Origin of the sequence: Stackebrandtia sp. (assembly GCF_035643755.1) — a bacterium.
GTDB lineage: Bacteria > Actinomycetota > Actinomycetes > Mycobacteriales > Micromonosporaceae > Stackebrandtia.
Genome location: NZ_DASQPW010000274.1, coordinates 1 through 24,586, shown reverse-complemented (window position 1 = coordinate 24,586; position 24,586 = coordinate 1). Strand labels below are relative to the sequence as shown.

At 69.4% G+C, this 24,586-nt stretch carries 18 protein-coding genes and 1 pseudogene; 11 read left to right on the top strand and 8 right to left on the bottom strand.

Going from position 1 to position 24,586, the window contains the following annotated elements:
• Positions 1 to 55: 55 nt before the first annotated feature.
• Complete coding sequence (gene leuS, locus VE172_RS21185; RefSeq protein WP_324803984.1) at positions 56 to 2,884, bottom strand: leucine--tRNA ligase; 2,829 nt, start codon at positions 2,882 to 2,884, stop codon at positions 56 to 58.
• Positions 2,885 to 3,289: 405 nt separating this feature from the next.
• Here leuS and VE172_RS21180 point away from each other — a divergent pair, with 405 nt between their 5' ends.
• The 7 genes from VE172_RS21180 (at position 3,290) to VE172_RS21150 (ending at position 12,064) form a co-directional block, all read left to right on the top strand.
• Positions 3,290 to 4,252 (top strand): AAA family ATPase, encoded by a 963-nt coding sequence (locus tag VE172_RS21180; RefSeq protein ID WP_349258486.1) that lies wholly within the window; start codon positions 3,290 to 3,292, stop codon positions 4,250 to 4,252.
• Between the two features lie 6 nt (positions 4,253 to 4,258).
• Positions 4,259 to 5,560 carry a DUF58 domain-containing protein gene (locus tag VE172_RS21175; RefSeq protein ID WP_324803982.1) on the top strand — a complete coding sequence of 434 codons (1,302 nt, stop codon included), beginning with the start codon at positions 4,259 to 4,261 and terminating at the stop codon, positions 5,558 to 5,560.
• On the top strand, positions 5,557 to 7,938 hold the full coding sequence (locus VE172_RS21170; protein ID WP_324803981.1) for a transglutaminase TgpA family protein: 2,382 nt from the start codon (positions 5,557 to 5,559) through the stop codon (positions 7,936 to 7,938). Before VE172_RS21175 ends, VE172_RS21170 begins: the two co-directional genes overlap by 4 nt.
• A 208-nt stretch (positions 7,939 to 8,146) precedes the next feature.
• Entirely contained in the window at positions 8,147 to 9,640 is a 1,494-nt protein-coding gene (locus VE172_RS21165) for an APC family permease (protein ID WP_324803980.1), read from the top strand.
• A 46-nt stretch (positions 9,641 to 9,686) separates the two neighbouring features.
• Positions 9,687 to 10,349: a GOLPH3/VPS74 family protein gene (locus tag VE172_RS21160; RefSeq protein WP_324803979.1), complete on the top strand. Its 663-nt coding sequence runs from the start codon at positions 9,687 to 9,689 to the stop codon at positions 10,347 to 10,349.
• Positions 10,350 to 10,371: 22 nt separating this feature from the next.
• A complete protein-coding gene (locus VE172_RS21155; protein ID WP_324803978.1) occupies positions 10,372 to 11,385 on the top strand; it encodes an acetamidase/formamidase family protein in 1,014 nt (337 codons plus the stop codon).
• 16 nt (positions 11,386 to 11,401) lie between these two features.
• Positions 11,402 to 12,064, top strand: a complete 663-nt coding sequence (locus tag VE172_RS21150; protein ID WP_324803977.1) for a spermine/spermidine synthase domain-containing protein — start codon at positions 11,402 to 11,404, stop codon at positions 12,062 to 12,064.
• 19 nt (positions 12,065 to 12,083) lie between these two features.
• Here VE172_RS21150 and VE172_RS21145 read toward each other — a convergent pair whose 3' ends face one another.
• From VE172_RS21145 to VE172_RS21120, 6 genes are all read right to left on the bottom strand, one after another.
• Positions 12,084 to 12,488, bottom strand: coding sequence for a DUF3040 domain-containing protein (locus VE172_RS21145; protein WP_324803976.1), 405 nt, complete (start codon positions 12,486 to 12,488; stop codon positions 12,084 to 12,086).
• A 104-nt stretch (positions 12,489 to 12,592) separates the two neighbouring features.
• Positions 12,593 to 13,816: a DNA polymerase IV gene (gene dinB, locus VE172_RS21140; protein ID WP_324803975.1), complete on the bottom strand. Its 1,224-nt coding sequence runs from the start codon at positions 13,814 to 13,816 to the stop codon at positions 12,593 to 12,595.
• A 33-nt stretch (positions 13,817 to 13,849) separates the two neighbouring features.
• A complete protein-coding gene (locus VE172_RS21135) occupies positions 13,850 to 15,019 on the bottom strand; it encodes an alkaline phosphatase family protein (RefSeq protein WP_324803974.1) in 1,170 nt (389 codons plus the stop codon).
• 219 nt (positions 15,020 to 15,238) lie between these two features.
• Entirely contained in the window at positions 15,239 to 15,976 is a 738-nt protein-coding gene (locus tag VE172_RS21130; protein ID WP_349258485.1) for a class I SAM-dependent methyltransferase, read from the bottom strand.
• Between the two features lie 22 nt (positions 15,977 to 15,998).
• Positions 15,999 to 17,369, bottom strand: coding sequence for an MFS transporter (locus VE172_RS21125; protein ID WP_324803972.1), 1,371 nt, complete (start codon positions 17,367 to 17,369; stop codon positions 15,999 to 16,001).
• Positions 17,370 to 17,476: 107 nt separating this feature from the next.
• On the bottom strand, positions 17,477 to 18,952 hold the full coding sequence (locus VE172_RS21120; protein ID WP_324803971.1) for a PQQ-binding-like beta-propeller repeat protein: 1,476 nt from the start codon (positions 18,950 to 18,952) through the stop codon (positions 17,477 to 17,479).
• A 108-nt stretch (positions 18,953 to 19,060) separates the two neighbouring features.
• Here VE172_RS21120 and VE172_RS21115 point away from each other — a divergent pair, with 108 nt between their 5' ends.
• The 4 genes from VE172_RS21115 (at position 19,061) to VE172_RS21100 (ending at position 24,327) form a co-directional block, all read left to right on the top strand.
• Positions 19,061 to 20,242, top strand: coding sequence for a hypothetical protein (locus VE172_RS21115; protein WP_324803970.1), 1,182 nt, complete (start codon positions 19,061 to 19,063; stop codon positions 20,240 to 20,242).
• Complete coding sequence (locus tag VE172_RS21110; RefSeq protein ID WP_324803969.1) at positions 20,242 to 21,378, top strand: hypothetical protein; 1,137 nt, start codon at positions 20,242 to 20,244, stop codon at positions 21,376 to 21,378. Before VE172_RS21115 ends, VE172_RS21110 begins: the two co-directional genes overlap by 1 nt.
• A 260-nt stretch (positions 21,379 to 21,638) precedes the next feature.
• The gene (locus VE172_RS21105) at positions 21,639 to 23,567 is read left to right on the top strand and encodes a hypothetical protein (RefSeq protein WP_324803968.1); all 1,929 of its coding nucleotides are present in this window, start codon (positions 21,639 to 21,641) and stop codon (positions 23,565 to 23,567) included.
• Positions 23,568 to 23,667: 100 nt separating this feature from the next.
• The gene (locus VE172_RS21100; RefSeq protein ID WP_414715137.1) at positions 23,668 to 24,327 is read left to right on the top strand and encodes a TMEM175 family protein; all 660 of its coding nucleotides are present in this window, start codon (positions 23,668 to 23,670) and stop codon (positions 24,325 to 24,327) included.
• On the opposite strand, the pseudogene VE172_RS25550 reads toward VE172_RS21100, so the two are convergent.
• Positions 24,313 to 24,586: pseudogene (locus VE172_RS25550) on the bottom strand (shikimate dehydrogenase); the annotation flags it as partial. The gene VE172_RS21100 and the pseudogene VE172_RS25550 sit on opposite strands and share 15 nt — an antisense overlap.

The window sequence follows — 24,586 nt, the reverse complement described above, 5'->3', positions numbered from 1 at the left end:
GGGGCGTAGCGCGGGTCCCGCGTTGTCGGCTAGCCGACAACGCGGGACCGACGCGTCACACCACGACCGACACCATGCGGCCGGGCACGACGATGACCTTCTTGGGCGCTCGCCCGTCCAGCGCCGCCGCGATCTTGTCGCACGCCAGCGCCGCCTCGCGCACCGCCGCCTCGTCGGCGTCGGCGGCGATCTCCAGACGGTCGCGCACCTTGCCGTTGATCTGCACCGGGTAGGTGACGGTCTCGACCACCAGGTAACGCTCGTCGGCGTCCGGGAAGGCGGTGTTGGCCAGGGACTCGGTGTGGCCCATGCGGTTCCACAGTTCCTCGGCGATGTGCGGCGCGAAGGGCGCCACCATCAGCACCTGCTTCTCGGCGACGGACCGCGGCACCTCGTCCAGGCCGACCACGTGGTTGTTCAGCATGATCTGCTTGGCGATGGCGGTGTTCAGCCGCAGATTGTCCATGTCGGAGCGGACGGCGTCGATGGTGCGGTGCAGCACCTTCAGCGTCTCGGCGTCGGCGTCGACATCCGCGACGCGGCACTTGCCGGTCTGCTCGTCGACGATGTTGCGCCACAGGCGTTGCAGGAACCGGTGGGCGCCGATCACGGCCCGGGTCTCCCAGGGCCTCGACACGTCCAGCGGGCCCATGCTCATCTCGTAGATCCGGAAGGTGTCGGCGCCGTAGCGGTCGCACATCTGGTCGGGCGTGACGACGTTGCGCTGCGTCTTGCCCATCTTGCCGTACTCGCGGTTCACCTTCTGTCCGTTGTGGAAGAAGCCGCCGTCGCGCTCGGTCACCTCGTCGGCGGGCACGTACGCGCCGCGGGCGTCGGTGTAGGCGTACGCCTGCACCATGCCCTGGTGGTACAGCTTGCGGAACGGCTCCTGGGACGACACGTGGCCCAGGTCGAACAGCACCATCTGCCAGAAGCGGTCGTACAGCAGGTGCAGCACCGCGTGCTCCTGGCCGCCGATGTACAGGTCGACGCCGCCGCAGTCCTCGGCGTCGCGCGGCCGCATCCAGTAGGACTCGTTGGCCGGGTCGGCGAAGCGCTCGGCGTCGAACGGGTCGGTGTAGCGCAGCTGGTACCAGCACGATCCCGCCCAGTTGGGCATGGTGTTGGTGTCGCGGCGATACCGCTTCGGCCCGTCGCCCAGGTCCAGGGTGACGTTCACCCACTCGGTGGCCTTGCCCAGCGGCGCCTCGGGCGAGGAGTCGGTGTCGTCGGGCTCGAAGATCTTCGGCGAGTAGTCGTCCACTTCGGGCAGTTCGATGGGCAGCATCGACTCCGGGACCGCCACCGGCAGCCCGGTCTCGTCATAGACGATCGGGAACGGCTCGCCCCAGTAGCGCTGCCGGGAGAACAGCCAGTCCCGCAGCCGATAGGTGACGGTGGACTGGCCGTAACCCTTGTCCTCCAACCACACGGTGATCGCGGCCTTGGCCTCGGTCACCTCCATGCCGTCCAGGAACGACGAGTTGATCGCCGGGCCGTCGCCGGTGTACGCCTTGCCGTCGAAATCGGACGGCGGCCGCACGGTGCGGATGATCGGCAGGTCGAAGGCCTCGGCGAAGTCCCAGTCGCGGGTGTCCTGGCCGGGCACCGCCATGATGGCGCCGGTGCCGTAGCCGGCCAGCACGTAGTCGGCGATGAAGATCGGGATCCGGCGGCCGTCGACCGGGTTGGTGGCGAAGGCGCCGATGAACACACCGGTCTTGTCCTTGGCGTCGGCCTGGCGCTCCACATCGGTCTTGGCGGCGGCGAAGGCCCGGTAGGCGGCCACCGCGGTGCGCGGGTCGGCGTGCCCCCCGGTCCACGCCTCGCGGGTGCCCTCCGGCCAGGCGTCGGCCACCAGCGCGTCGACCTTGTCGTTCTCCGGCGCCAGCACCATGTAGGTGGCGCCGAACAGGGTGTCGGGGCGGGTGGTGAACACCCGGATGTCGCCGGCGTCGGAGGCGAAGTCGACGTGGGCGCCGGTGGACTTGCCGATCCAGTTGCGCTGCAGGTGTTTGGTGGACTCCGGCCAGTCCAGTCCGTCCAGGCCCCCGGCCAGCCGGTCGGCGTAGGCGGTGATGCGCATCATCCACTGCCGCAGCTTGCGGGTGTAGACCGGATAGTTGCCGCGCTCGCTGCGGCCCTCGGCGGTCACCTCCTCATTGGACAACACGGTTCCCAGCCCGGGACACCAGTTCACCGGCGCCTCGGTGATGTACACCAGCCGATGGTCGTCGACGACCTTTCGTCGCTCCACATCGCTCAGATCCGTCCACTGTCGCCCGCCGGGCACCTCGCGGGTGCCGTCGGCGAACGCGGCGATCAGCTCGGCGATCGGGCGGGCGGCGCCGGCGTCGGCGTCGGCGTCGAACCAGGAGTTGAAGATCTGCAGGAAGATCCACTGCGTCCACTTGTAGTACTCCGGGTCGGAGGTGGCGAAGGTGCGCGAGGTGTCGTAACCCATGCCCAGGCGGCGCAGCTGGCGCCGGTAGGTGGCGACGTTGTCCTCGGTGATCTTCGCCGGGTGCTGCCCGGTCAGCACCGCGTACTGCTCGGTGGGCAGGCCGAAGGCGTCGAAGGCCATCGGGTGCAGCACGTTGTAGCCGCACATCCGCTTGTACCGGGCAAAACTGTCGGTGGCGATATATCCCAGCGGGTGTCCGACGTGCAGCCCCGCCCCCGACGGGTACGGGAACATGTCCATCACGAACAGCTTTTCGGCACCGGCCCGGGGATCGTCGGGATTGGCCAGCCGGCCGGTGGGGTTGGGCGCGTTGAACAGGCCGGCCGACTCCCAATGGTCCTGCCAGCGCGGCTCGATCCGAGCGGCCAGCGCGGCGTCATATCGGTGCGGCACCGCCTCTTCGGCGTGCGTTTCACTCATGATGTGTCCTTTTTGTTGTCGTAAGATTTGACGGGCACAAAAAAGCCCCTCGCGCAGGAGGGGTAGCCGTGCCGTCACGATCGCATCGCGTCAGCACGGCCTCATAAGGAGCAGCACACGCCCGTACATGCTTGAAGTCTATCCCACGAGCTCGCCGCGGCCGTCACCCACGACACCGCCCGAAACGCGTTACCCCTCGGTGAGATTGTGGCCGAAGCTTGACAATCCTGGACATACTGGCGCCCCGCCGCCACCTGACACACTTGGTATTAACCCTTGCGTTGGGTTCGCACACCCAACGGGCCGGAGCCAACCCCGCCGGCCGTATCCGCGACGCGTTAGGAGGACGCGGTGACCGCACAATCCAGCGGCACGACAACGCCCGACCAGGCGAACCAACCCCCCATGACCTCCACGGAGTTCAAGTCCGCGGTCGACGCCGTCATCGGCAACATCGAGAAGGTCATCGAGGGCAAGCCCGCCGTCGTCCGCCTGGCGCTGTCGGTGATGCTCGCCGAGGGGCACCTCCTCATCGAGGACGTGCCCGGGGTCGGCAAGACCATGCTGGCCAAGGCCCTGGCCACCACGATTCACTGCTCGGTGCGGCGCATCCAGTTCACCCCGGACCTCCTGCCCAGCGACGTCACCGGGGTCTCGATCTTCAACCAGGACACCCACGAGTTCTCGTTCAAACCCGGCGCGGTGTTCGCCAACATCGTGGTGGGCGACGAGATCAACCGCGCCTCTCCCAAGACCCAGTCGGCGTTGCTGGAGTGCATGGAGGAGCGCCAGGTGACGGTGGACGGGCAGTCCTACCTGCTGCGCGCCCCGTTCATGGTGATGGCGACCCAGAACCCCATCGAGATGGAGGGCACCTATCCGCTGCCGGAGGCGCAGCGCGACCGCTTCACCGCCCGCATCGCCATCGGCTACCCCGACGCCGCCGCCGAGCTGAAGATGCTGGACGTGCACGGCACCGTCAACCCGCTGACCAAGCTGCGCCCGGTGGTGGACGACAACACCATCCGCCGCATGATCGACCTGGTGCGCTCGGTGCACGTGTCCGACCCGATCAAGCAGTACGCCGTCGCCCTGGTGCAGGCCACCCGGCAGTCGCCCGACCTGCGGCTGGGGGCCAGCCCGCGGGCCGCCCTGCAGCTGTTGCGCACCGCCCGGGTGGTGGCGGCCTTCGAGGGCCGGGACTTCGTCCTCCCCGACGACCTGCAGTCGCTGGCGGTGCCGGTGCTGGCCCACCGCGTCTTGTCCACCTCGGACGCGCAGCTGGCGCGCCGCACCACCGACGCGATCATCGCCGACATCGTGCACCGCCTGCCGGTGGCGGGCGCGCCGCAGCGGCAAAGGCGCTGATGCGCCATGCGGGAAGCCTTGGGGGCCCTCACCATCCGGGGTAAGAGCCTCGTCGCGGTGGGCATTTCCCTGCTGTTGCTGTCGATGCTGATCGGCGAGAAGGACCTGATGCGCGCCGCCGTGCTGGTGGGCCTGTTGCCGGTGATCTCGGCGCTGGTGTTGGCGCGCACCCGGTACCGCATCACCACCGCGCGCGTGCTTGACCCGATGCGGGTGGAGGCCGGTCAGCACGCCCGCGTCACCCTGCGGCTGCGCAACGAGGGGCGCACCCCCACCGGCTCCATGATGCTGGAGGACCGGCTCCCCTACGCCCTGGGCAGCCGTCCCCGGCTGGTGCTGGAGAAGCTGCTGGCCGGCGGGGGCAGCGCGGTGTCGTACTCCGTGCACGCCGACCACAGGGGACGGTACGACATCGGCCCGCTCATCGTGCGGCTGTCGGATCCGTTCGGGCTCATCGAACTCACCCGCTCCTATCCCAGCTCGGACCACCTGACGGTGACCCCGCAGATCGTCGCGCTGCCGCCGGTGCGGCTGCCGGGCGAGTACGCCGGCAACGGCGAGAACCGTTCGCGCGCGGTGTCGGTGCACGGCGAGGACGACGCGGCGATCCGCGAGTACCGGCACGGCGACGACCTGCGCCGGGTGCACTGGCCGTCGACCGCCCACCGTGGAGAGTTGATGGTGCGGCGCGAGGAGCAGCCCTGGGACTCGCGGGCTACCATCCTGCTGGACGAGCGCGCGGCGGCCTACCGGGGCGAGGGCCCGTCGTCGTCCTTCGAATGGGCGGTGTCGGCGGCCGCCAGCATCAACACCCACCTGCTGCGCAGCGGGTACAAGCTGCGCATGGTGTCGGAGTCCATCGACGCCGAACCCGACGCCAGCGGCGACGGCTTGCTCATGGACTACCTGGCGGGGGTCCGCACCAACCGGCACGGCAGCATGGACCGCATGGTGGCGCAGGTGCGCCGGCGCGACCACGGCGGGCTGATCGTGGCCGTGGTCGGCACCATGACGCCCGACGAGGCCGAGCGGCTGGCGGGGCTGCACACCTCCGGGGCGACCTGCGTGGCGCTGCTCATCGACTCCACGACCTGGCTCAAGCTGCCGGCCGCCAGCCGCGCCGAGATGGACCGGGTGCATCACGACGTGACGATCAACCTGCTGCGCAACGGCTGGCGGGTGATCCCGATCCGCAACGGCGACAACCTCGCCCACCAGTGGCGCGCGCTGGCGCAGGGGCCGCAGGGCTTCGCGTACCGCGCGGCCATGGCCGAGACGGTGTCGGGCGCGACCAAGGGGGCGCAGTGAATCAGCAACGCATCACCTCCAGCCTGGTGGCGGCCTGCGCCCTGTTGCTGGGGTGCGCGCCGCTCACCCTGCTGTACCGGGGCCTGTTCGAATGGGCGCTGCCGACCACCGTGCTGGTGGCGGCGATCGTGGGCGCCTCCATCGGGGTGCGCGTGCTGCGCGGCAACCCGCTGTACCAGGTGGCCGCCATGTTCGGGGTCTTCCTGCTGCTGACCACCTGGATGTTCCGCAGTGGCGAGGAGTACCTCGGCATCGTCCCCTCCACCGGCACCCTCGGCCATTTCGGCACCCTGCTGGCGCAGGCGGGCCAGACCATCGGCAAGCAGACCATCCCGGTGGACTCCACGCCGGGGCTGGTGTTCCTCACCGCCATCGCCATCGCGGCGCTGGCGATCCTGGGCGAGGTCTTCGTGTCGATGATCCGGGTGCCGTCGCTGGTGGGGCTGACGCTGCTGGTGCTGTACCTGGTCCCGGTGTCGATCCTGAAGTCGAGCGTCCCGTGGATGCTGTTCGCGCCCGGTGCTCTGGGGTACCTGTGGCTGCTGATGACCGACAACATCGAGCGGGTGCGCCGCTACGGCCGCCGCTTCAGCGGGGACGGCCGGGGCATCGACCGCTGGGAGCCGTCGCCGCTGGCCACCACCGGGCGCTGGATGACCGCGCTGTTGATCCCGCTGGCGCTGCTGGTGCCGGCGGCGCTGCCCAGCATGGACGCCGGCCTCATCAACGTGATCGGCAACGGTCTGGGGGGCAACGGCAACGGGGGCGGCGGGGACGGCGGCTCGGTCAACCCGTGGGCCACTTTGTACGGTTCGCTGAACCGCCCCGAGACCAAGGTGCTGGGATACCTGCGCACCAAGCACCCCAACTACATGAAGATGTACACCGCGGATCAGTTGGACAACAACGGTTTCACCGCCAGCACCTCGCTGTCGGACTCCGCGGAGCCGGTCACCACGGGCATCGGCGACGCCAACCCCGTCACGGACCACCAGAAGCTGGTTCCCGCGTCCTTCCAGGTCACCGGGCTCAATGACCGGGCGCTGCCGTTGATGCCCAACCCGCAGGTGTTCGACAACGTCAACGAGCGATGGCTCTACGACCCTCCCAAGGGGACGGTGACGTCGTCGTCGGAGACGACGAGGGACCTCAAGGAGTTCAGCTACACCTTCGACGCCTACCTGCCGACGGCCAGGCAGCTGCGGGACGCCGCGCCGGAGCCGAAGAACTCCGAGATCTTCAAGAACAACACCGACACGCCCCCCAGCAAGAAGGTCGCCAATCTGGTGGACCGGATCAGGGGTGACACCGACGACCCCAACGAGTACGACATGGTACGGGCGATTCGCTCCTACTTCAGCCAGGACAACGGTTTCGAATACGATCTATCCACAAAGTACCAAAAGACCCCCCACCCGATCGAGTCCTTCCTCTTCAAGGGCAAGAAGGGCTTCTGCCAGCAGTACGCCGCCGCGATGGCCTGGATGGTGCGCGCCGCCGGGATTCCGGCCCGGGTGGCCATCGGCCTGACCTCCGGCAGCGAGTACAAGAAGAACACCTGGCGGGTGACCAATCAGAACTTCCACGCCTGGGTGGAGGTCTACTTCGACGGTTACGGGTGGATCCCCTTCGACCCCACCCCGGCGTCCGGGGTGAGCGGTTCGATCGACTTCGCCTACGCCCCCGATCCCGACAGCGACGGCAACGGGCACGGCGGCAACGGAAACAAGCCCGACCCCCAGGGCAACGGCGGCGGCGGATCCAACAACGGCAAGAACCCCCACGACCGCGACCCCAACAACCCCGACGGGATCTCGCAGGTGGCGTACTCGGGCGTCCGCCCCGCGCCGGTGTGGCCGTATTGGATGCTCGCCGGGGCGGTGGTGGCGCTGTTGGCGGCGGCGCCGGCGGCGTCTCGGTGGCGGCGGCGCCGGGCGATGCTGCGCGCCCGCGTCGGCGACGCGACCGTCGAGGCGCGGTTCGCGTGGCAGGAGCTGTGCGATTCGCTGCGCGACTTGAGGATGCCGGTGGGTCCGTCCGACACGGCGCGCAGCGTCGCGCGGAGACTGATCGCCGAGGAGGGGCTGGACGACGCTGCCGCCGCGGGTCTGCGGCATCTGGCCGCCGCCCAGGAGCGCGCCAGCTACGCGCCGCGCCCGCCCGGCGAGTTGAATCTGCGGCAGGCATCGCGGGCCGCCCGCTACGGGGTGGCCGCCACGTGTAAGCCCATGACGCGGCTGCGCGCCGATCTGTTGCCTCCCACGGTGTTGTCGCGCTGGCGCGATTCGGGTTCGGCGCTGGTGACCGGCGTGGGAACCGCGATCGGCCGGGCGAGGTCCCTTGTGGCTCGAAGCCTGAGTCGCCCGTTCCGCAAGTGACGGCGGCGCGGGCGAGACCGGCTCGGGCACCCATATCCGATATTTCTATTCAGTGAAATATTTCTGTCCATAATTGGTCTATCCGGACAGCCCTGCGTTTTCACCATTTGTGTCACGAGGCCCACACGCGGTGGAGCGACGCGATGATCGCGTGCTGTGGTTATATTCATCGATCCACAAACGCCCCTCTGTCCAGAAAGGATTATCTGTGTCCCAGCCCGAAGGCATAGAGAGATTCGGATACCGCCAAGAGCTGCGAAGGACCATCGGCTTCGCCGACCTGGTCTTCTACGGACTGATCTTCATGGTCCCGATCGCCCCCTTCGGGATCTTCGGCACGTCCTTCCAGACCTCGCAGGGAATGGTGCCCCTGGCCTACGGGGTGGCGCTGGTGGCGCTGATCTTCACCGCCTGGTCGTATTCCCAGATGTCGGCGGCGTTCCCGATGACGGGCGGGGTCTACAACTACGCCGGACGCGGCATGGGCGCCCCCATGGGCTTCATCGCCGGGTGGATGATCCTGCTGGACTACATGCTGGTTCCCAGCCTGCTCTACGTGATCGCGGGATTCGCGATGTCGACGGCCATGGCGCCGATCCTCGCCCTGCCCCCGTGGGCCTGGCTGCTGATCTTCCTGGCCGTCAACACGATCTTCAACGCCACCGGCATGAAGATCACCCTGGGCGTCACCCGGCTGTTCATCGTCGGCGAGCTGCTGGTGCTGGGCATCTTCCTGGTCGTCGGCGTCGTCGGCATCGCCTCGGGCAAAGCCCACTTCTCCTTCGATCCGATCTTCAACCCCGACGCCTTCAGCTGGAAGATCATCCTGACCGCCGCGTCGGTCACCGTGCTGTCCTTTTTGGGCTTCGACGGGATCGCGCTGTTGGCCGAGGAGAACCGGGGACAGGCCAAGCGGCTGGGCCGCGCCATGACGCTGGCGCTGATGCTGGCGGGCGTGCTGTTCATCGCCCAGACCTGGGTGGCCTCGCTGTTCACCGACTCCGACAAGCTGCTGCACTCCAACCCGCAGGCGTCCGACGTCAGCAACGCCTTCTACATCGCCGCGCACAACGCCGGCGGGGCGTGGCTGGCCACCCTGTGCGCCGCCGCCACCGCCCTGGCCTGGGGCATCGCCGACTCCATGGTGGCCCAGGTCGCCAGCTCCCGGCTGATGTACGCCATGGCCCGCGACCGCCAGCTGCCGCGCTTCCTGTCGAAGGTGTCCGTCCGCTTCGGAGTGCCGATCAACGCGGTCTTCATCGCCTCGACGATCTCGCTGCTCATCGGGCTGACGACGTTCGAGTTCCTGCCCACCTCGGGCGGCGGCACCGACATCCTCCCGGCGCTGGGCATGCACATCCCCGAGGGCGACAGCATCAACTTCCTGTCGTCCATCGTGAACTTCGGCGCGATCTGTTCGTTCCTGGTGCTGCATCTGGCCGTCATCTGGCACTTCTTCTTCAAGCAGCGCACCGGTAAGGTGTTCTCACACCTGATCATGCCGCTGTGCGGCCTGATCGTGCTGGGTTCGGTGGCGTGGTCCACCAAGTCCAGCGCCCAATACCTGGGCGGCTCCTGGCTGCTGCTCGGCGTGGTCATCCTGGTGGCGATGTATTCCTTCGGGCGCAAGCCGACCCTGCCGCAGTCGCTGGACGCCACTCACGCACCCGTACCGACTCCGCAACCCAGCGCTCGGGGGTGATATACATCAACCTTTGTATTCCTGACACCCCTGCGAGGAGCCACCGGTGACCGACAGACTGCCGGTACGCACGGAGCTGTATCTGTTGGCGCACGACGAAGAGGGAAAGCCTCTGGTCAACGTCCCGATCCTGGGCGTCGGCCTCGCCGCGGCCCTGATGATCGACCTGGCCATCACCGGCCAGATCGAGGCGGCCAGCGGGCGCGTCGTCGCCCGGCCCCGTCCGTCCGGCGGCGCCCACCAGGGCATGGTCAACGGCGGCATCGCCGGGCACTCGCTGTCCGAACTGTACGACGCGCGGGCCCACCCGCCGACCCCGCTCGAGGTCGTCATGACCTGGAAAGAGGGGGTGTACGACCGGATCCGGGGCGAGATGGTGGCCGCCGACATCATCTACCCGGTGAAGATGCGCCGGCTCGGGCTGGTGCCGGTGACGCGGTACAAGATGCTGGACGAGGGCAACGTGGTCAAGGCCCGCACCGGGCTGCGCCGCAGCGTCACCGGGCAGGCGCAGGCCAGCCCGGCCGACGCCGCCCTGTGTGGACTGTTGGTGGAGCTTCAGCTGGAGCGGGCGTTGTACCTGGCCATCGACAACGCCACCCTGCGCGAGAGCATGCGTGCCATCGCCGCGCGCCACTACGACACGGTGAAGCAGATCTTCGTCGCCCTGGCGGAGGGCATACGATTCCAGTCGACATCCGCATCCTGAAATCCTCTTAGGAGACTTGGGCATGACCGACGTGATCACCCATCACCCCCGTCCCGAACAGCTTTCCTACACCTTCGGGGGGACGACCGAGCCCGCCGAGCGGCTCAACCCCGGCGACGTGCTGCGGGTGTACACCGAGGACTGTTTCGGCGGCGTGGTGCGCTCCGTCAAGGACCTGCCCAGCCAGGTGGTGCGCTTTCCGTTCGTCAACCCCGTGTCGGGGCCGTTCTACGTCAACGGCGCCCAGCCCGGCGACACCCTGGCGCTGCACTTCGCGTCCATCTCCCCCGCCCGCGACTGGGCGGCCTCGGCGACCCTGCCGCACTTCGGCGGCCTCACCGGCACCTCGCACACCGCGACCCTGCAGGACCCGCTTCAGGAGCGGGTGTGGATCTACGACGTGGACGTCGAGGCGGGTCTGGTGCGTTACCACGCCTCCAGCATCGACCTGACCATCGACCTGCCGCTGGACCCGATGCACGGCACCGTGGGCGTGGCGCCCGCGGCGGGCGAGGCGCGCTCCACCATCGTCCCCGACAGCCACGGCGGCAATATGGACAGTCCGCTGTTGCGCGCGGGCGTCACCGTCTACCTGGGCGTCAACGTCGAGGGAGCCATGTTCGCCATCGGCGACGGCCACTGCCGCCAGGGCGCGGGCGAGGTGACGGGCGCGGCGGTGGAGGCGGCCATGAACACCGTGGTGGCCGTCGACCTCATCAAGGGCGTGTCGACGCCGTGGCCGCGCTTCGAGTCGGACGACGCGTTGATGTCGACGGGCTCGGCGCGCCCGCTGGAGGACGCCTTCCGCATCAGCCAACACGACCTGGTGGGTTGGGTGTCGCAGCTGAGCGGGCTGGACGCCCTGGACGCCTACCAGCTGCTGGGCCAGGCGGGCCGCGCCCCGGTGGCCAATGTGGTCGACCCGAACTACACCATGGTCGCCGCCATCGACAAGCGATACCTGGCCGGGGCAACCGCCTACGCAGGCGTCCACGAACGCCTGCGCGCCGTCGGCCGCCAGGTCGTCGAGGACTAGCCATTACAGTGGCCGGGTGCTGATCGACCCCGAATCCCCGCAGGTGGTGGCGCGCGGCAGCGGCCCGCACGGGGAACTGGTGCTGCGCCGCGTCGGCGCCCACCACGAGATCATCTCCAACGGCGTGTTCCTCATGGACACCCGCAACGGCGAGTCCGAGCGGCTGTTGATCGACGCGGCGTGCGAGTCGCTTCGGGCCCCCGCCGACGTCCTCATCGGAGGGCTCGGCGTGGGCTTCTCGCTGGTGGAGGCGCTGCGGTCGGCCAAGGTGCGCTCGGCGACGGTGGTGGAGGCGCTGGCCACGGTCATCGAGTGGCACCGCGGCCCGCTGCGCGAGGCGTCGCGCGGCGCCGTCGACGATCCCCGCGCCACGGTGGTCAACGCCGACCTGGTCGAGTGGCTGCGCGTCACCGACCGCCGCTTCGACGCCGTGTGCGTCGACATCGACAACGGTCCCGACTGGACGGTCATCCCCGACAACGCGGCGCTCTACGGCGACGCGGGGCTGGGGTCGCTGGCGCGGGTGCTGCGCACGGGCGGGGTGCTGACGGTGTGGAGCGCGGCGGCCTCAAAGCCGTTCGCTCGCCGCATGGAGACACACTTCGACGGGGTGACCGCGCGCGAGGTCGAGGTCCCCCGCGGCCAACCCGACGTCATCTTCAGGGGCGTAAAACGGTAAGGAGGTCGTGCTCGGGGCGTTACATCCAGCCGGTGTCGCGGCGCCGCCTCCAGCGGTCCTCCATGCGGTCGCCCCAGGAGGAGCCGCCGCCGCGGTGGCGGCGGGAGGAGCCGGTGCGGCGGCGTGACTTGCCGCCGACCGCGGACAGGTCGCCGTTGGCGGTCTTGTGACGGACGTGCAGGGCGAAGACCATGCCGGCGAAGGTGATCACGGCGCCGACGGCGCCCAGCCACAGCTTGTCGCTCATGACGCCCAGCACCATGACGATGAGACCGACCAGGCTGATCAGCCCGCCGGCGATCATGCGGCGTCGTCCACGGTGTCGCGGATCGTGGGCTCGCACCGCCGAAGCGAATTTCGGGTCGTCGGCGAGCGACTGCTCAATCTCGTCGAACACTCGTTGCTCATGTTCGGAGAGCGGCACGGCACTCCTCCTGCGGTCTCGAGGCGGTTGCGGATGCAACCGGACTGCGTGTCTTCAAGTCTACGATCACATAGACGCGTCCGGAACCCGGTTGGGTCACCAATTTAACGATCGTTCTCCAACAAACTAGCCGGACGGACGATACGTGAACCATATCGGTCGTGCAGCGAGTCCACCGTACGTTCCACATCGCGCCATCCGTGTTCGGCGGAACCCAGCTCGGGCTGCCACGGGCGGTCGTGCGACGGCAGCAGCCCCTCGAGCCGGACGCCCACCAAACGCACCGGTCGGGTGGCGTTCGCGGCGACCAGATCGTGGGCGACGGCGTACAGCTCGCGGGCCAGATCGATCGGCTCGGCCACGGTGCGCGACCGGGTGAGGGTCGAGAAGTCCCCGAAGCGGATCTTCACCGACACCGTCCGACCGCTGAACCCCGCCTTGCGGGTGCGGGCGGCGACCTTCTGGCTGAGCCGCAGCACGGTGCGCGCCAGCTCGGCGTCGTCGTCCACGTCGGTGTCGAAGGTGACCTCGGCCCCGATCGATTTGTCCACTCTGGTCACTTCGACCGACCGCGGGTCGACGCCGTGCGCCAGGTCGTACAGGTGGGTGGCGTTGGCCTTGCCCACGGTGGTCTCCAGCTGCCGCCGCGACACCCGCGCGATGTCGCCGATGCTGCTGAAGCCCAGCCGCTTCAGCACCACCGCGGTCTTTTCCCCCACGCCCCACAGCGCGGTGATGGGCAGCGGGTGCAGGAAGTCCAGCACCTTGGAGGCGGGCACCACGGCCAGGCCGTCGGGCTTGGCCTGGGTGGAGGCGAGCTTGGCGATGAACTTGGTGGACGCCACGCCCACGGTGCAGGTGATGCCGTGGTCGGCGGCGACGCGGCGGCGGATCTCGGCGGCGATGCGCCGCGGCGTGCCGAACAGGCGAAGCGAGCCGCCGACGTCCAGGAACGCCTCGTCCACCGACAGCGGCTCCACCAGCGGGGTGTACTCGGCGAAGATCGCCATCACCGCCGTGGACACCCGCGAGTAGGCGCGGCCGTCGGGGTGCAGGAACTCGGCGTGCGGGCAGCGCTTGCGGGCCACCGCCATGGGCATGGCGCTGTTGACGCCGAAGGGGCGCGCCTCGTAACTGGCGGCCGACACCACCCCGCGGGGGCCGAGGCCGCCGACGACGACGGGCTTGCCGCGCAGCTCGGGGCGCCGGGCGATCTCCACCGAGGCGAAGAACGCGTCCATGTCGACGTGCAGGATGGGACAGCCGGAGTCGTCCAGGTCGGGACCGAAGGCGTCGGAGCGCTCGGCGGTCGGAGTTGTGCGTCCCACGGCCGCCAACGTACCCGCTGGGTATGACAGCCGTCAGCGGGCGATCCACAACGGAATCGCCATCTCGGCGGCGGTGAGCCCGCCGTGGTAGCCGCGCAGCGGCACCGTGGTGGCGAAGTCGCTTTCGGGCACGCCGAGCAGCACGGTGCGGTCGCGGCAGATCGCGACGACGTCGCCGATGCGCTGGGCGTGGGCCTCGGTGACGGGGCCGAACCATCCGGCGTCGATGGCCTCGGCGCGGGTGCATACGCGGGCCCGGTCGCCGAGGGTCTCGGTCCAGGTGGCCAGGACGTCGGCGGTCGCGCCGGGGTGGGTGTGCACGTAGCGCACCCGGGGCTCGCCGGCGATGAGCCGCACGCCGTCGCGCAGGTGCGGGTGATCGGCGACGTTGACGCGGCTGTCGTCGTCGACGCCGATCATGCCGTGGTCGGCGGTGAGCAGCACGGCGGTGTCGCCCGGCAGCGCGTCGAGCAGCCGGTCGAGCATGCCGTCGAGCTCGCCGACGGCGTCGTGCCAGGAGTCGGTCCCGGGCCCGTCGGCGTGACCGGTCTTGTCCACGTAGGGGAAGTACCCGTATACAAGGGACCTGTCGCCCCTGGCCAGGCCGTCCCGCATGGCGGCGACGGTCTCGGGAATGCTGGAGGCGCGGGCGATCTCGGCGCCGCGGAAGATCGCGTCGGTGAGCCCGGAGCGGGCGTACTCGTGGCGGCTGACCACGGTGGTGGCGACGCCGGCGGCGCTGGCGCGCGTGTAGCAGGTGTCCCGGGGCTGCCAGGTGAGCGGATCGGGGGCGCCGTGCCAGGCGATGTGCGTGAGGATGTCGTCGGTGCCGGGCACGTTGACGGTGAAGCCCATCAGGCCGTGCTGCCCGGGCGGCACGCCCACGCTCAGCGAGGCGAGGCTCGTCGGCGTGGTCGACGGAAAGTTGGTGGTGAGTTCGCGCAGCGTCCCGCGGGTGCCGTCGAGCGCGGTGGCCAGCTGCGGCGAGGACTTGGCGGCCTCGGGCAGCAGGTGGTAGCCCAGCCCGTCGACGAGCAGCACGGCGATCCGTCGCGCGTCGCCCAGGCCCGCGGCGGCCAGGCCCAGGATGTCGCGCTCGCCGTTGACATCCAATATGGATAGTGCTGAGGGGATGACGTCCGCCAGGCTGGCCGATCCGTACTGGGGTGGTGAGGTCTGGAAAAGCGTGGCGTCGAACTCCATGTTCTCCGACGGTACTGGGTAGTCACACCCGCTGTCGAGGCTTTGTGGGGCGAAAGCGCGCCGAACCAACCAAGAAGTTGCCAACTCGCCATCCGGCGGCCACGCAATACCGCCCATCTCGGGCGCGCCGCCTGGGGCCCGTCGGGGAACTCACTTCCGTGCCGACTACGCGGCCGGGCGCCGTTCGCGCGCGGCAGGAAACGGGATTCCACACAGGCCCTAGCGGGGCTTGCGCGCCAATACGTGCAGCTGGGTGGCGATGTCGCGGTAGGGCGAGCGCGAGGCCAGTTCCCGCTCGAAGTCGATCATGTTCTGGGCGATCTCGCCACCGTGGACCGTCCCGGGCGCCTTGTCGGCGGTCACCTGCACGCCGTGGCGCAGCTCGGGCTCCAGCCCGCACTCGCGGATCATCCGCTCCAGCGGCTCAGGGTCGAAGCGCCGCAGCAGGGTGTCGCGCGGACCCACCCGTCCGTCCGGATCGGACAGCAGGGTCGCGGCGGTGGACACGTGCCCGCCCAGCGCCCGCGCCAGCACGGCGCCGGCGCGATTGGCCACCAACACGCTGGCGGCGCCGCCCGGCGCCAGCGCGGTCGCGATGCCCCGCAGGGCGTCGCGCGGCGACTCCACCATCTCCAACACGCTGTGGCACAACACCAGGGTCGCCGCGCCGGCCTCCACCAGCAGCGGCAGCGCGTCGGCGTCGCCCTGAACTCCGGTGATCCGCTCGGCGACCCCGGCGTCGGCGGCCCGCCGGTCCAGTCCCGCCAGGGCGTTGGGGCTGGTGTCGATCACGGTGACGTGGTATCCGGCGCGCGCCAGGGGGACCGCGAAGCCACCCGTGCCGCCGCCGACGTCGACGATGCGCCGCTTGTCGTCGTCGCCGGGCTCCATCCCCTGGCGGGCGAGGTCGGCGAGCACCACCCGCCACACCACGGCGTTGCGGGGCGAGAACTTCATCGGCGCATCCACGGGCGTGAGCCTATCGCCCGGTCGACGCCAGCGCCGCGGCCTTTACCGACGCCGCGCGGTTGACCACCAGCAGGGCCAAGACGATCACCGCGGTCGCCGCCGCGATGATCGCGGCCACGTGCAGACCGGTGGTGGCGCTGTCGTGGCCGGCGATGACGGCGCCCAGCAGGGCCACGCCGACGGTCAGCCCCGTCTGGCGGGTGGTGTTGACGATCGCGGAGGCCACACCGGAGCGTTCCCGCGGGACGGCCGACAGCGCCGCGTTGGTGGTGGGAGTCATGGTGAAGGCCATGGCGGTGCCGATCAACACCAGCGCCGCGGCGGTGATCCCATATGGAGTGTCCGCGCGCAGCAGGGCGACGGCGGCGATTCCGACGGCGGCGCAACCGAACCCGGCGTACAGCGGGGCGTAGGGCCCCGACCGGTTCACCCAGCGGCCCGCCACCGGCGCCAGCGTCGCGGTGGCCAGCGACAGCGGCACGAGCGCGATGCCGGCCCACAGCGCGGACAGGTGCTGGGTCTGCTGCATGAACACCGACAAAAAGGTGTAGACGGCGTACGGGCCGAAGCCGAGCGCCGCCGAGGCCAGGTTGACGGTCGCGAAGTGGCGGTCGGCGAACATCCGCACCGGCAGCATCGGGCGGGGGTGGCGCAGCTCGGCGAGGACGAACCCGACCAGCAACACGGCCGCCAGCGCCAGCGAGGCCAGCGACACCGCGTCGCCGAGGCCGCCCCGGCCCCATCGGATCAGCCCGTACGACAGCGTCGCCAGCGCCGCGACCCCCAGCACCTGGCCGACCGGGTCGAGCGCCGCATGGCGGGGATCGGAGCTTTCGGGGATCGTCGCCACCGTGCCCACCAGGGCGATGACTCCAATGGGGACGCTGATCCAGAAGATCGACGCCCACCCGTATCCGGCGATCAGGACTCCGCCTAGGACGGGCCCCACCACCAGGCCGACGGCCGCCACCGATGCCCAGGCGCCGATCTTGCGGGCGCGCTCGGCCGGGTCGGTGAAGGTCTGAGTGATGATGGACAGCGCGCCCGGCGTGATGACGGCCGCCGCGACGCCCTGGACGAAGCGGCCCCCCAGAAGCGTCGGCAGGTCGCTCGACAACGCGCAGATCACCGAGCCGACGATGAAGCCGGCCACGCCGATGACGAACAGGCGGCGTCGGCCATAGCGGTCACCGAGCGACCCTCCTGTCAGGGTCAAGGCCGACAGGCAGATGGTGAACGCGTTGACCACCCACTGTAGACCCGCCAGGTCGGTGTGCACTCCCTTCTGGATCGACGGCAACGCCACGGTGACGATGCTGATGTTGACGAGACTCATGAAGGTGGCCACCGAGACCGTCGTCAGGATCATCGTTTTCCTCACGCGGCGAGCTTGCCACCTCACGTCGGCTTGGAGTCACATCATTGTCATGAACGCGACTGTCCTGTCCATCGGCGACGTGGACGCCGCACCGGGGGTGCGAACCCGGCTCACGTGACGGCGTACAGCGCGATATCGGTGGAGGTGCCGTCGCCGACGCCCTCGCCGGGCCCGGTGGCCAGCCACCCGGGGCCGCTTCCGGCGCAGGAACCCGGATAGGACGCGGTCGCACCCTTGGCGCGCGACACGCGAACCCAACAGGCGTCGCCGTCCCCGGACCCCACCAGCAGCGACTTCGACTGGAACGACACCGACAGCCTGTCGCCGGTCGGAATCCGCGCCGTCCAACGCTTCTTGCCGGAGCCGGTGTCGTAGCCGACCAGCTTGTCGGCCTCATCGCCGCCCTGGTCGGTGACCAGGAGGTCGCCCGTGGCGGTGACCGGGGTCCCCCGGGACGGGGCGGTCCACTCGATCGCTCCGGTGCCGAGGTTGAGCACCTCGGGCCTTCCGTGCCTTGTGGACACGGCGACGCGATCGCCCTCGCCGGGCGTCTCGGACAGGCCAAGGCAGTCGGAGCCGTCGGCCGCCTTGGGGACCCCGACGACGCGCTTCCACGCCCGGGAGCCGTCCGCGATGCTCCAGGCGGTGAAGGTCGAGGTGCATCCGTTGGCGGGGTTGTCGTCGTCGCTGGCGCGCACCAGGGTGTCGTCGGTGATGAAGGAGGTGTCGTCGCCGGAAAACGCCGCGCCCCGCACCCTGCCGCTCGCGGTGTCAAGGACGCTGACCCTGCGGTCGTTGCCGCCGGTGACGTAGCTTTCGATCTCCACCTTCGAGCCGTCGGGCGACACGCCGACGACCTCGGTGCTGGCGTACACCGCCGTCGTCCACCGCGTCGCCCCGGTGGTGGGTTCGCGGGCCGACAGCATGCACTCGCCGAGCTCCCCGTCTTGTCCCCCATGGCAAACCGACAGGTACACGGTGTCGTGGGCCAGGGCGGTGAAGGCGGCCGTGGAGTCCTTCCACAGCTGCTCGCCGGTGGCGGCGTCCAGGACGGTCGTGACGTTCTCGCCGGGCCAGGAGTCCTCGTGCGGCTTGTCGCCGCTGAGCACCACGACGTTCTCGTTCGCCTCGCGATCTTCGGGAAGGCCCTCGCCCAGCCCTTCGCTGTCCTCCTTGAGTTTCCGGTGCCAGGTCTTGTCGCCCTTGGCGTTGAGGCGGGTGATCGAGGTGTCGGTGGTCAGGAGGTATCCGTCGCCGATCTTGGACACCGTCGTGTCGGCGTCGCCGTCGCGGGTCCACCGGGGCTCGTCGGAGGTGGCGGGGACGGTGAAGGCGTCGTCGGCGGCCGGGTCGTCGGTGTCGTCGGTGTCGTCGGGGCTCAACTGATCCAGGGTCTTGTCGGTATTGACGCCGACGTCGGACGCCGGCGACCAGCCGCCGAATCCGATCCACACCGCCGTCGCGGCGACCAGGACCACGATCACCGCGGCCGCGACGAGGCGGACGCGCGGGGATACGCCCGCGAGCAGCCTCCTGGCGCGGGTCACCAGGGCGGGCGGGGATTCGGCGGGTGGGGTGTCGGTCATCGGGTTTCCTTGGGCTGAGACGGGCCCGGTCACGGTATCCGGTTCACGCAAATGTTGCGCGAACGCCGTATCTTGTCCCTCAGTGCCCGAACCCCAATGGAAAGTGCCATGGACCCCAGCCACGCACCCTCGTCCGACACGCCCCGCCTCCACCGAAAGGACTGGGGGCCGATGCTGATCCAGATCGGCGTGATCGTCGCGATCGTCGCGGTGTGTCTCGGAGTCTTCGTGGTCCCGCAGTGGGTGAACAGCCCCGGCGATCCCGAGACCGTCGTCGAGGACTTCTTCGACGCCCTGGCGTCCAAGGACATCGAGGGGGCGCTCGGTTACGTCGAGGCGGACGCGATCCCCACGGGGACCGACGCGGCGTTCCTCGACGGACGCGCCGTCTCCTCCGGGTGGAAACTCGTGTCCACGAAGGACGCACAGTACGACGACTCCTACGGCGACGACCCGTCCGACGCCACCGTGGACTTCACCATCGGCGGCGAGGACGGCACGGCGGCGGGCACCGTGCTGGTGCGGCGCGACTACGAGGCCGGGTGGCAGCTGGCCGACCCGTTCGTGCGGGTCACCATCGACGGTTCCCCGCTGGATTACGCCCAGCTCAACGGGTTCATCCCCGCGCCCCAGGCCATCGGCGACGCCGACGAGTGGGACCAGACCACACCGATCACCCTGCTTCCCGGCCTCTACCGGTTCTATCAGGACAAGTCGAAGGTGCTGAAGGTGAAGCGGCACGAGTCCATCGCGGTGTTGCCGCACGACACGCTCGACGACGACTTCGCCGAGCCCAGCCCGGTCGACATCGATGGGGTGAGCGCGGGTCCCCGGCTGGTCAAGAAGACACGCGAGTTGCTGGTCGACGCCATCGATGTATGTGCCGGGCAGACGGTCCAACACCCATACCGCTGCCCCTTCGGCACCCGTGACTACGTGGACTACCAGGGACACCGCGTCGAGCACATCACCGACCTGTCGTGGAAGGTCGACCACTATCCGAGCATCGACCTGGCCACACCGGATCCGTCCCAACAGGACGGGGCGCCGCCCCGGGCGGGATTCGCCGTCGTGTCGCAAAAGGCGGGGAAGATGGAGCTGCGCGGCAACGGCGTGGACACCGGCGGAAAGGCGCGCGAATTCTCCGTCCTGTGCGACATCGATACCAGCTGGCTCTCGGTGCGCGTCAACGCTGACGCCGATCCGTCCTTCGACTATTCCGCGTACGTCGGTTACAACGACGGCGGATACGGCATGGGCGACCTGTGCACGAGGGGCGGCGGTTCCTGATGCCCGAAGCGACCGAGGATCTCGCCAGGCGCGGTGACCGCGCCTTCCTCGCCATCGGCATCGCGGTGGCCCTGTGGCTTGTGGCCACCGTGATCGTGCTGCCGATCGTCATGCCCGACGGCCCTTCTCAAGCGGTGACGGACTATCTCGGTGCGCTGCGCGACGGAGACGTGGACGCCGCCTACGACGCGGCGGGGGCCGAGCGCCACGACGCCGACGCCTACGACACGTCCTTCCTGAGGTCCGAGGCGCTGTCCACCGACTGGCGGATCCAGTCGGTGTGGACCTCCGATGACCTCTCGCCCTACGACGCGAAGCTGACCGGCGGCATCGAACCCGAAGGGCACGAGACCCAGCCCGGGGTCCGCGTCGTCAACGCCGTCATCAGCCACGGCGACGCGACCTCGCGCGGGCAGTTCTACGTGCAGGAGACCGGCTCGCGCGACTTCATCCTCAACCCGTTCGTGTACGCCGACGCCGGCGCGACGCTGGGTTTCGTCGACCTCAACGGCGTGACGAGCCCCGCGCACCGCGCCGACAATGGCGACAAGCTGACCAAGAAGGACTCATTCGCGCTGTTTCCCGGGTTCTACCGTCTCTACCAACACAACGACGACCTGTTCCGCGCGGACCCGTCGACGCTGATGGTGCTCCCCGGGACCGACGTCGACATCTCCACGTCGCTGTCGTTGACGGACAAGGGAAACAAGGCGGCGGCCAAGGCCGTGCGCGCCCAGCTCGACACGTGCGAGAAGTCCACACAGCTCGCGCCGTCGGACTGTCCGTTCAATCCCCTCGACGACGGCGCCGCGGATTCCGTCGACGCCTACGACCACGAGTACAGGGATGTCAAGGACATCAAGTGGAAGGTGCTCGTCGCTCCGAAGTTCGACATCGAGCCCCGAGACGGCGAGGGGCCCGGCGACTTCGAGCTGGTCCCGCGCAACTACGCGACGATCAGGCTCACTGCCGTCGGCGTCGACATCTACTCCGACAGCGACAAGGCGAAACGCTTCAGCACCGTGTGTCCGATCGATCCCGAAGACCTGGTACTCACCGTGACCGCGTCGAAGTCGTTCACGGTATCGGGTCCCGCCCACACCTATGCGGGTCGTGCCTGCGGCCGGGACCATTGACCCCCGCTCGTGTCACCCGGGGCGTTACGCCGCCACCGCGAAACTCGCCCACCCCAACGGTTCCCCGTTCGTCCCGGTCAAGCCGATGGCCAAAGACGACAAGGGACAAACCGCGACAACCTCCACGATTCGCTCCTGCGGATCGCGGAAATCGCGGTCGGCGGAAAAATTGGCACGCCGAACCGTAACCCCAAACCGCCGGTTCGGCAGTCTTGTTGGTGACGCCGATGAGCCGTCACCAACAAGACTGGAGAACTCTCTTGCGAAAGCGCTACGCCGCCGCACTCGTCGCCGCGGTCGCCCTGGCCGCGGCGGGCGGGTTGGCCTACGCCGACCCGTTTTCTCATCCCGACGGCCCCGAATCGGCATCGGCGACCTCCCCGTCCGTCGTCACCCTTCCCGGCGGGGACCGGGTCCAGGTCTCGGGAAGCGGGCCGCTGATGCGGCTGCGCGACGACCACGCCGTCCACACGACGCGGCTTGCCAACGGCGATCGGGTCGCGGTTCCCTACAGCGAGCTGTCCCGGGTGCGTTCGGGCAAGACCGACCCGCGCCTGTTCGACGTGGATGCCCTGGTGCGCAACGGTTACACCGATGCGCGCAAGGTCGGCGACCCCGCCGAGCTCGGCAAGCGCTTCTCGCTGAACTCGGCCGGGCCGAAGGCGGGCACCAAGGTCACGCTCAACGCCACGTGGGCCGATGGCTCGGCACCGATGGCCGTCGACGGCATCTGGGTCAACCTCGACACCGGCAAGGCCGAGGACATGGGCGGCGACGGCGGGACCGTCAGCGTCAACCTGACCCCCGGCGACTACGCCTTCGCCGTCAGCATCGTCAAGCAGCGCGGCGACACCGTGGACCTCATGACCGCGACCTCCGAGCTGACGGTGACGGACCAGGCCGCCACCGTCACCGTGGACGGAAAGAAGGCCAAGCCGATGGGCTTCGCCGTGGACGCCAAGGACGCGAAACCGCAGACCAACGACGTCGCCGTCTTGTGCGGCAATCGCGGCAACGCCGACGTCAATGTCACCGTCGACAGCATGGCCGGCGACGCGAAGCTGTACGCCATACCGTCGCCGGAGACCACGGGCTACCAGGCGGGTTTCTCGCTGATGTCGCAGCTGGCCACCCCGTCGGGCGCCGCCAAGCCGCTGGCCTACAGTCTGGTGTCCACCATGGACCATGGCGTCACCGCCGACCCGATGGTCACGGTGCACGACGATCAGCTGGCCAAGCGCACCGCCGACTACCGCGGCCTCGGCGCGAAGTCCACCATCGACCGGGGCGACTACGCGGACCTGCCGTTCGCCGACGCCTCGCAGGCGTCGTTCGCCTCCCGCGTCGCGCTGCCGTCGAAACGCACCGAGTTCTTCACCGCCTCCAAGGACGTCAGGTGGGGCCACTTCGCCGCCATCGACGTCGACAACTCCGCCAGTTCCGACCAGGTCCAGCGGTATTCGGGCGCGATGAGCCCCGGGTCGGCCACCATGTCGTGGCTGTCGGCGCCGCTGTCGGTCGCGGTTCCCACCGCCTTCGACTGGAACGCCGCCATGCTCCGGCTGCCCCACGACGACGCCGCCGACACCCCCGAACTGCTCCTGAGGCCCGCGCTGTTCGACTCGCCCGACCCCGACGAGACCATGGGTTCGTGGGGGCTCAAGGGCAAGTCCACCATCAGCAAGGACGGCAAGACCCTGGCCACCAGCGACGACGGCAGCGCGGTCTGGGTCGACCTCCCCGAGGGAGATCATGGCAGGTATACCGCCAGCTTCGACGGCACGCGCGCGGCCACGTGGACGCCGCTGGGCACCCGCTCCACCGCGACGTGGGCGTTCGACGCCGCCGACGTCAACGCCGTGACGAACCTGAACGTCTCGGCGGTGAGCTTCAACGCCTCGGGCGTCAGCGGCGGGTACGCCGACGCGACCAAGACCCAGAAGGTCAGCCTGGACTTCGTCACGGCGGGCAAGACGACCGACCGCACGTGCGCGTCCATGACCTTCCAGGTGTCGTACGACGACGGCAAGACCTGGAAGAAGGTCGACATCAGCCGCAAGGGCGACCACGCCACCGCCAAACTCAAGCACCCCAAGGGTTCCCGCTTCGTGTCGATCAAGCTTTCCGCCGCCGACGACAAGGGCCAGACGTTCTCCGGCTCCACGATCCGCTCCTACGGCCTCCACTAGATCCCTTTCCCGAGAAGGTGCCGGTGCCGCTGACGACAAGCGGCACCGGCACCGTTCGCGTTGGCCTGCTAAGGTTCGGCCCTGCCCGCAACCCACCTCAATGGAAGGACCAATGGTGAGCAGCGCGCCCGCAGAAACCGCCGAGGCCGACCGCGTTCCCGCCGGTCAGTCCCCCGAGCGGGTCGGGATGTTCTTCGACGCCGTCCTGGCCATCGCCATCACCCTGCTGGTCCTGGAGATCAAGCGCCCCGAGGGTGAGGAGGCCCGTCACCTGCTGAGGTTCATGGCCGACAACTGGTCGGGCTTCCTGGACTACTTCATCGCGTTTTCGATGCTGTGGGTGGTGTGGCGCAGTCACCACAAGCTCCTCGACCGCGTCGAGCGGCTGCGCGGAACCGCGATGTTCCTGCACATGCCGCTGCTGTTGTTCGCGGCGTTCCTGCCGTACCCCACCGGGCTGCTGGGCACCGACGACACCCAGCCGGTGGCCATCACGTTCTTCGCGGGCACCTGGGCGGTGATCGTGTTCCTGGAGGCGCTGGTCGCGGTGTCGGTGCGGCGCATGGGATTGCTGCGCGACGAGCACAACAGCCGCGAGGTCGCCGCCGAGGAGCCCACCCTGTTCCTCGTCAGCGGGTACTTCGCGCTGACCGCGGTGGCCGCGTGGTGGGTGCCCGACATCGAATGGGCCTGGCTGGCGACGCCGATCCTGGTGCGGGCCGGCGACCGGCTGGGCAGGGTCTGGGCGCGCCGCCGCTAAGCGCCGGGCCACGGCGTCGCGCATCGCCGCCACCGGGGCCGCGACGCCGGTGAACAACGCGAACTGCCGCGCCGCCTGGGCCAGCAGCAATTCCCGCCCGTCCACCACCCGGCAGCCCGCGCGCTGGGCGGCGGCGGCCAGCGGGGTGGGCCACGGGTCGTACAGCACGTCGAACAGGACGGTCTCGGCCCGCCAGTCGACGTCCACGGCGTCGGCCACGCCCTTGGGCACGGTCGAGATGACCAGATCGCATGCGCCG